This is a genomic window from Enterobacter sp. SECR19-1250 (assembly GCF_013391025.1).
Lineage (GTDB): Bacteria > Pseudomonadota > Gammaproteobacteria > Enterobacterales > Enterobacteriaceae > Enterobacter > Enterobacter cloacae.
Genome location: NZ_JACASJ010000118.1, coordinates 1 through 8,787, shown reverse-complemented (window position 1 = coordinate 8,787; position 8,787 = coordinate 1). Strand labels below are relative to the sequence as shown.

General features: G+C 52.5%; 6 protein-coding genes and 1 pseudogene. 5 read left to right on the top strand and 2 right to left on the bottom strand.

Translation table 11 applies throughout. From position 1 onward, the window contains the following. The 5 genes from silB to HX884_RS22290 all read left to right on the top strand — a co-directional run. The coding region (gene silB / locus HX884_RS22310; protein ID WP_178328811.1) for a Cu(+)/Ag(+) efflux RND transporter periplasmic adaptor subunit SilB at positions 1-961 on the top strand (961 nt) is incomplete at its 5' end. A gap of 10 nt (positions 962-971) precedes the next feature. After that, a complete protein-coding gene (gene silA / locus HX884_RS22305; protein WP_033939199.1) occupies positions 972-4,118 on the top strand; it encodes a Cu(+)/Ag(+) efflux RND transporter permease subunit SilA in 3,147 nt (1,048 codons plus the stop codon). Positions 4,119-4,204: 86 nt separating this feature from the next. Further along, entirely contained in the window at positions 4,205-4,645 is a 441-nt protein-coding gene (locus HX884_RS22300) for a DUF411 domain-containing protein (RefSeq protein WP_008322815.1), read from the top strand. Between the two features lie 126 nt (positions 4,646-4,771). Then, entirely contained in the window at positions 4,772-7,219 is a 2,448-nt protein-coding gene (silP, locus tag HX884_RS22295) for an Ag(+)-translocating P-type ATPase SilP (protein ID WP_032664821.1), read from the top strand. A 40-nt stretch (positions 7,220-7,259) separates the two neighbouring features. Beyond that, positions 7,260-7,457 carry a DUF2933 domain-containing protein gene (locus HX884_RS22290; protein ID WP_004388331.1) on the top strand — a complete coding sequence of 66 codons (198 nt, stop codon included), beginning with the start codon at positions 7,260-7,262 and terminating at the stop codon, positions 7,455-7,457. 33 nt (positions 7,458-7,490) lie between these two features. Here HX884_RS22290 and HX884_RS22285 read toward each other — a convergent pair whose 3' ends face one another. Together HX884_RS22285 and HX884_RS22280 are read right to left on the bottom strand one after the other, a co-directional pair. After that, positions 7,491-8,228, bottom strand: coding sequence for a peptidoglycan DD-metalloendopeptidase family protein (locus tag HX884_RS22285; protein WP_004388332.1), 738 nt, complete (start codon positions 8,226-8,228; stop codon positions 7,491-7,493). A 288-nt stretch (positions 8,229-8,516) separates the two neighbouring features. After that, positions 8,517-8,787 (bottom strand): annotated as a pseudogene (locus HX884_RS22280) (copper resistance protein); the annotation flags it as partial.

Below are 8,787 nucleotides of genomic sequence, written 5' to 3'. Positions count from 1 at the left end.
GCTGAATTATTCTCAGACAATCCCGGCTAATGTCAGCTATAACGAGTATCAGTTTGTCATTGTGCAGGCGCGTTCTGACGGTTTCGTCGAAAAAGTGTATCCCCTGACGATTGGCGATCATGTGAAGAAAGGCACTCCGCTTATCGATATCACCATTCCTGAATGGGTTGAGGCACAAAGTGAGTTTCTGCTGTTATCCGGTACAGGCGGTACGCCAACCCAGATAAAAGGGGTTCTGGAGCGACTTCGTCTGGCTGGTATGCCGGAAGAGGATATTCAAAGGCTGCGTTCAACCCGCACAATCCAGACCCGTTTTACCATTAAAGCACCTATTGATGGTGTCATTACTGCATTTGACCTGCGCACCGGCATGAATATTTCCAAAGATAAGGTGGTGGCTCAGATTCAGGGGATGGACCCGGTCTGGATCAGCGCTGCAGTGCCAGAATCTATCGCCTATCTGCTGAAAGATACGTCGCAGTTTGAAATTTCGGTACCGGCTTATCCGGATAAAACATTCCATGTCGAAAAATGGAACATTCTTCCCAGCGTGGATCAGACAACCCGCACGCTTCAGGTCCGCCTCCAGGTTACTAACAAGGATGAGTTTCTCAAGCCGGGCATGAATGCCTATCTCAAACTGAATACCCAAAGTCAGGAGATGCTGCTGATACCAAGCCAGGCCGTTATCGATACCGGCAAAGAACAGCGCGTGATTACTGTTGATGATGAAGGCAAGTTTGTGCCGAAACAGATCCACGTTCTGCATGAATCACAGCAACAGTCCGGCATCGGTTCCGGCCTGAATGAAGGCGATACCGTGGTGGTCAGTGGCCTGTTCCTCATTGACTCCGAAGCCAATATTACGGGCGCGCTGGAACGTATGCGCCACCCTGAAAAAACAGAAAGCAGTATGCCAGCAATGTCTGACCAGCCTGTAAATATGCATTCAGGGCACTGAGGAGACGACGATGATTGAATGGATTATCCGGCGCTCTGTCGCCAACCGTTTCCTGGTCATGATGGGCGCACTGTTTCTCAGCATCTGGGGCACATGGACGATAATTAACACGCCGGTCGATGCGCTGCCTGACCTGTCAGATGTGCAGGTCATTATTAAAACCAGCTATCCCGGACAGGCCCCGCAGATTGTAGAAAACCAGGTCACCTATCCACTTACCACCACCATGCTGTCCGTACCTGGCGCAAAAACCGTGCGTGGTTTCTCACAGTTCGGGGATTCGTATGTGTATGTCATTTTTGAAGACGGGACCGATCTGTACTGGGCCCGTTCGCGCGTGCTGGAATACCTGAATCAGGTTCAGGGCAAACTGCCTGCGGGTGTGAGCTCTGAAATCGGTCCGGACGCCACGGGAGTGGGCTGGATATTTGAATATGCCCTGGTCGATCGCAGCGGAAAACACGACCTTTCAGAACTGCGTTCTTTGCAGGACTGGTTCCTGAAATTTGAACTGAAAACCATCCCGAACGTGGCGGAAGTAGCTTCGGTTGGCGGCGTGGTGAAACAGTATCAGATCCAGGTCAATCCGGAGAAATTGTCCCAGTACGGTGTCAGCCTGCCTGAAGTGAAACAGGCTCTTGAATCGTCTAACCAGGAGGCCGGTGGTTCATCCGTTGAAATGGCCGAAGCGGAGTATATGGTCCGGGCCAGCGGATATCTTCAGACCATTGATGATTTCAATAACATTGTCCTGAAAACCGGCGAGAACGGTGTACCGGTTTATCTGCGGGATGTTGCCCGCGTGCAGACCGGGCCTGAAATGCGGCGAGGTATTGCCGAACTGAACGGCCAGGGGGAAGTCGCCGGCGGCGTGGTGATCCTGCGGTCGGGTAAGAATGCGCGCGACGTTATCACGGCAGTGAGGGATAAACTGGAGACGCTGAAGGCCAGCCTGCCGGAAGGTGTTGAAATTGTGACCACCTACGATCGCAGCCAGTTAATCGATCGGGCCATTGATAACCTCAGCTACAAACTCCTGGAAGAGTTTATCGTGGTGGCCATCGTCTGTGCCCTGTTCCTGTGGCACGTACGTTCTGCCCTGGTGGCAATTATTTCTCTGCCGCTAGGCCTGTGTATCGCCTTTATCGTCATGCACTTCCAGGGACTGAACGCCAATATTATGTCGCTGGGAGGGATAGCGATTGCCGTCGGAGCGATGGTGGATGCCGCCATTGTGATGATTGAAAATGCGCACAAACGGCTTGAGGAATGGGATCATCAGCATCCGGGTGAGCAGATTGACAACGCCACCCGCTGGAAGGTGATTACCGACGCCTCCGTGGAAGTGGGACCCGCACTGTTTATCAGCCTGCTGATCATCACCCTGTCCTTTATTCCTATCTTTACCCTGGAAGGTCAGGAAGGACGTCTGTTTGGACCGCTGGCATTCACGAAAACGTACTCCATGGCGGGAGCGGCCGCACTGGCCATCATCGTCATTCCTATTCTGATGGGATTCTGGATCCGGGGGAAAATTCCTGCCGAGACAAGTAACCCCCTGAACCGGGTGCTGATCAAAGCGTATCATCCTTTGCTGCTGCGGGTCCTCCACTGGCCAAAAACAACCCTGCTGGTTGCGGCCTTGTCCATTTTCACGGTTATCTGGCCACTGAGTCAGGTGGGCGGTGAATTTCTGCCGAAGATTAACGAGGGCGATCTGCTGTATATGCCGTCGACCTTGCCTGGCGTCTCTCCGGCAGAAGCTGCAGCGCTCCTGCAGACAACAGACAAGTTAATCAAAAGCGTTCCTGAAGTGGCTTCTGTATTTGGCAAGACCGGTAAAGCACAGACCGCAACGGATTCCGCGCCGCTCGAAATGGTGGAAACCACGATCCAGCTCAAACCTGAGGATCAGTGGCGTCCCGGCATGACAATTGACAAGATTATTGATGAACTCGACAGGACAGTCCGTTTACCGGGTCTGGCAAACCTCTGGGTGCCGCCTATCCGTAACCGTATTGATATGCTCTCAACCGGGATCAAAAGCCCGATAGGTATCAAAGTGTCCGGGACTGTTCTGTCCGATATCGACGCGACGGCGCAGAGTATCGAGGCGGTAGCCAAAACCGTGCCTGGCGTGGTGTCTGTCCTGGCTGAGCGACTTGAGGGCGGGCGCTACATCGATATCGATATCAACCGGGAGAAAGCCTCCCGCTACGGGATGACGGTAGGTGATGTCCAGCTGTTCGTCTCTTCAGCAATCGGAGGTGCTATGGTGGGTGAGACGGTTGAAGGGGTGGCCCGGTACCCTATTAACATTCGCTACCCGCAGGATTACCGGAACAGTCCGCAGGCGCTGAAACAGATGCCGATCCTGACCCCGATGAAGCAGCAGATCACGCTGGGCGATGTCGCGGATATTAACGTCGTTTCTGGACCAACCATGCTGAAAACCGAAAATGCCCGGCCAGCCAGCTGGATTTATGTTGATGCCCGCGGCAGGGACATGGTGTCGGTGGTTAACGACATTAAGACGGCCATCAGCGAGAAAGTGAAACTGAGACCGGGAACCAGTGTGGCATTCTCCGGACAGTTTGAACTGCTTGAGCATGCCAACAAGAAACTGAAGCTGATGGTGCCGATGACGGTGATGATCATTTTCATCCTGTTGTATCTGGCATTCCGCCGGGTTGACGAAGCCCTGCTGATCCTGATGAGCCTGCCGTTCGCCCTGGTTGGCGGAATATGGTTCCTGTACTGGCAGGGCTTCCATATGTCAGTGGCGACCGGAACCGGGTTTATCGCCCTGGCCGGGGTGGCAGCAGAGTTTGGCGTGGTCATGCTGATGTATCTGCGTCATGCCATTGAAGTGCACCCGGAATTGTCCCGTAAAGAGACGTTCACACCGGAAGGTCTTGATGAAGCCCTCTATCATGGTGCCGTACTGCGTGTCCGGCCGAAAGCCATGACCGTGGCGGTGATCATTGCGGGTCTGCTGCCAATACTCTGGGGAACCGGCGCAGGTTCAGAAGTCATGAGCCGTATTGCGGCACCCATGATTGGTGGGATGATCACGGCTCCGCTGCTGTCCCTGTTCATTATTCCTGCCGCCTACAAATTAATCTGGCTGCGCAGACATAAAAAAAGCGTGTCCTGAACCTGAAAGGGCACCCCCTGTGGGTGTCCTTCTTTACTGATTCACCCTGACGTCAGGGTTTATATCGATAATATACAGAGGTGAGTATGAAAAAAGTGGTTCTAATGGCGCTGGCTCTCGGCCTTTCACTACCCGCGATGGCGAGTGAAAAAGTGATTGATATGTACAAATCTGAAAACTGTGGCTGTTGTTCCCTGTGGGGCAAAGCGATGGAAAAAGACGGGTTCGAAGTACGAACTCACGTCATGAATGATCAGGCGCTGTCAGCCCTGAAAGAAAAGCATGCTGTTCCTGCAGGACTACGAAGTTGTCATACCGCGGTTGCCGGTAATTTGATCATTGAAGGCCATGTGCCTGCGACAACGATACATAAGGCAATGCAGTCTGGTTCGGGTATATACGGTCTCGCCACCCCCGGTATGCCTGCGGGAAGTCCTGGAATGGAGATGGGAGCCCGAAAAGAGGCTTACGATGTTATCGCATTCTCACCGGATGGAAGTAAAAAAGTCTTCCAGCGAATCGAATAGTCAGCGGAACGGCTGATAACGGGACGCCGGTAGCAGGCACTCCTGTGCCGGCGATATTCGTGGTAATCGCATCCATGACATACCCTGAAGACAGAAGATGCTTCGGTATGCATAAGGAGAGTTACTGTGAAAAATGACAATGCAGTGCAACACAACAACCAGACTGCTTCTGAGCAGACATTATCCCCGGACGAGGGCCACGTATTGCATAAGGTGAGAGATCCCGTGTGCGGGATGGTCATCCTGCCTGACAAGGCGCACAGCAGCATTCGATACCAGGACCATCAGCTTTATTTCTGCTCCGCCAGCTGTGAGAGCAAATTTAAAGCCCATCCCGATCATTATTTTACCGAAGATGCCAGTGAACATTCCCATCACCATCACCACGATCATCACGAAGTCAGCCCTGATCAGATAAAACAGCCTCACAACCAGGCGGAAAAAGAGAATTCTGAAGGTGTGTGGACATGTCCGATGCACCCGGAGATACGCCGCAGTGGTCCCGGAAGCTGTCCTGTCTGTGGAATGGCACTGGAGCCGCTCGTAGCTACGGCATCCACGGGGCCGAGTGATGAACTTCACGACATGACAAGACGCTTCTGGCTGGGGTTGTTGCTGGCGTTTCCGGTTCTGGTACTCGAAATGGGATCTCATCTGTTTCCCGACTTGAGGAATACAGTACCGCCACAGTACAACACATGGCTGCAGTTGCTTCTGGCCTCCCCTGTCGTGTTGTGGTGTGGCTGGCCATTCTTCGCCCGGGCCGGAATGTCGTTACGTAACCGCTCCCTGAATATGTTTACCCTTGTTGCAATGGGGACCGGCGTAGCCTGGGTTTACAGCGTCATTGCAACCGTCTTCCCCTCCTGGTTTCCTGCATCGTTCAGAAACATGGATGGCCTGGTGGCCGTTTATTTTGAAGCCGCAGCAGTTATTACGGTGCTTGTTCTGCTGGGACAGGTTCTTGAGCTGCGGGCACGGGAACAAACCTCAGGCGCCATTACTGCGCTTCTGAACCTTGCCCCCAAAACCGCCAGACGGCTGGATCATGACGGTCATGAAACGGATATTAATGCGGAAGATGTCCTGCCTGGCGATAAGCTCCGCATCAGACCTGGAGAGAGTATTCCGGTCGACGGTATCGTGATCGAAGGCAAAACAACCGTGGATGAATCGATGGTGACCGGGGAGTCTATGCCGGTTACCAAAACGAAGGGTGACCCTGTCATTGGGGGGACGATTAATCAGACAGGTAGTCTTATCATCCGTGCAGAGAAAGTCGGTGATGAAACGATGCTCTCACGAATTGTTCAGATGGTCGCTGATGCACAGCGTTCGCGTGCCCCCATCCAGAGAATGGCAGACAGCGTTTCAGGCTGGTTTGTTCCTCTGGTGATACTTATCGCGGTTGTTGCTTTCTTGATCTGGTCTGTCTGGGGGCCCGAGCCCAGGATGGCGCACGGTCTCATTGCGGCTGTGTCGGTCCTGATTATTGCCTGTCCCTGCGCGCTGGGACTGGCCACGCCGATGTCGATAATGGTGGGGGTGGGCAAAGGCGCCCAGGCCGGGGTGTTAATCAGGAATGCCGAAGCCCTTGAGCGTCTTGAAAAAGTGGACACGCTGGTTGTCGACAAAACAGGCACGCTCACGGAAGGTTCGCCTACGGTGACAGGGATTATCAGTCTCAGTCCGGGTGGGGAAATATCTCTTTTACGTGTAACAGCTGCAGTGGAAAAAGGTTCGCAGCATCCGTTGGGTATGGCTGTTGTCAGAGCCGCGCATGAAAAGGGGATCGTGATACCTGCCGTCAGTAATTTCAATGCCCCGTCGGGGAAAGGTGTCTCAGGCGATGTCGAAGGTCAACGGGTTGTTATTGGTAATGAACTGGCTATGCAGGAAAACAGTATCGTTATTGATAATCAAAAGGCCGTTGCGGATACGTTGCGGATGGAAGGCGCTACCGTTATCTATGTGGCCACAGACGGGAACCTTGCAGGCCTGATAGCTATTTCGGATCCCGTGAAAGCAACCACGCCGGATGCGCTTAAAGCTTTGCGTCAGGCGGGGATCCGCATTGTTATGCTCACCGGGGATAACCAGCTTACTGCTGAAGCAGTCGCACGGAAACTGGGAATAGATGAGGTTGAAGCCGGGATTCTGCCGGATGGCAAAAAAGCAGTGATAACCCGACTGAAAGAGTCTGGCCATGTGGTTGCGATGGCCGGAGACGGTGTGAATGATGCCCCGGCGCTGGCAGCGGCTGACGTGGGTATAGCCATGGGAACGGGTACAGATGTGGCAATAGAAAGTGCTGGCGTTACCCTTCTCAAAGGCGATTTGATGATACTCAACAGGGCCCGTCATCTGTCAGAGATCACCATGAAAAATATCCGGCAGAATCTGTTTTTTGCGTTTATCTACAACGCACTTGGTGTGCCGGTGGCTGCAGGTCTGCTTTATCCTGTGTATGGAATACTGCTGTCGCCAGTTATTGCGGCGGCGGCCATGGCCCTTTCCTCCGTTAGCGTCATTGCAAATGCGTTGCGTCTGAAAAGTGTCAGGCTCGGGAAATAACACTGAGTGAAGGGGCTGTTACGAACAGAAGGAGTCCGGTATGAAAAGTACCACCTATGCGCTTATTGCTGTCGCCGCGATTGCGGCATTTGCTCTCCTGCGCGAACACTGGTCACATGTGGCAGGCTACTGGCCATATCTGTTACTGCTGCTTTGTCCGCTCATGCATCTTTTCCACGGTCACGGGGGGCATGGAGATCATCAACATCACGGAAGTGAAAACGATAAAAAAAATTAATCCGGCAGACGGGACCGCGTCGCGGTCCCGTTATCAGTCCAGGTATCGTTCGTAGTCTCTGGCATGCGCAAAGGCATGCTGTTCGAGTTTGTTATCAGCGGGTGCCGCCGTCCGGAACGCCAGTGAGTTAACAGGATTGTTATTGATGACCAGCTCGTAATGCAGATGAGGACCGGATGAACGTCCGCTGTTACCGGATAACGCAATAGCGTCTCCCCGGGTAACCCTGGCCCCTTTAGTAACGAGTATTTTATTGAGGTGGAGATAGCGAGTTTTAACACCGGCTTTTCCCGTTACTTCAACAAAATATCCCATGGTACTGTTGTATTCGGCCCGGGTGATTTTTCCGTCGATGACGCTGACTATTTTCGTGTTCATGGGCATGGAATAATCAATGCCATTATGGGGACTCACTTTTCCCGATACCGGGTTAAGTCTTGCAGGATTGAAAGGCGAACTGAGTCTTGCTGTGGCCGGTAACGGATAATCGAGACTGCCTTTCCCGGAAGTATCGGAAAGGTTATAGAACTTTTTATCTGATATACGATACGCCGTGTAATTAAATGAACCGGACGTAAATTTATAGGCCACGACACGTGATTTTCCCGCTTTCTTTTGCAGTACGAGTTTTAATGATTCATTTTTTTTCAAATGCCGCAGATTAAACCGGGAAGGCAAGGAGCGCTGAAGAGTAGCGATCTCGTTCGATTCCAGCCCCGAGCGGGTGGCTGAAAGGTAGGCATTTTCTTTTACGACATCGGTAGAATACATTTACTGGAATTCGCCGTTAGCATGAACACTGCGGCGTATGCTAGGGGTTTTCAGGAGGCGTGTCATCTGTCAGTTAATCGGGAGCACCGTTGATGGTCGTCATTTTTGTAACATATCTTGTTTCCCGTTTGCTCCGGAAGCTCTGGGAACTGTATGACCAGCCCGACGGTGATGATTAACGGGACTGAAACAGGTTACGGCAGAGCAATATGGGGCTCATGTCCTGCTACGTAACCCGTCAGTAAAGCCCTGCTGCGCACCTGACGCTAAGCACTAACCCGCCTGCAGTTACCTGGTCGAATACAGCCCGCGAAGCTTTCTTGCCTGCGTCTGATGTGCTTCCGCACCGGCATTATTGACCTGCTCATGCACGAGAGCGGCTTTTTCTCCGGCATTCAGTTCGTTAAAAGAAGAAGACGAGGTCTTTGAATTTGCATCACTGCCGGACAGCATTTTTTTATGTTCCTCAATCATTTTCTGATGCGCATAGGACGCGCTGTTGTTCATAAATGAATGAGCAACAATGGCCCTTTCATGTTCATTCATTTCAGAGAATGAG

Bases quoted from the DNA above. Each gene is read 5' to 3' on its own strand.
- silA (WP_033939199.1), top strand. From the start codon at position 972: ATGATTGAATGGATTATCCGGCGCTCTGTCGCCAACCGTTTCCTGGTC.
- HX884_RS22300 (WP_008322815.1), top strand. From the start codon at position 4,205: ATGAAAAAAGTGGTTCTAATGGCGCTGGCTCTCGGCCTTTCACTACCC.
- HX884_RS22290 (WP_004388331.1), top strand. From the start codon at position 7,260: ATGAAAAGTACCACCTATGCGCTTATTGCTGTCGCCGCGATTGCGGCA.
- HX884_RS22285 (WP_004388332.1), bottom strand. From the start codon at position 8,228: ATGTATTCTACCGATGTCGTAAAAGAAAATGCCTACCTTTCAGCCACC.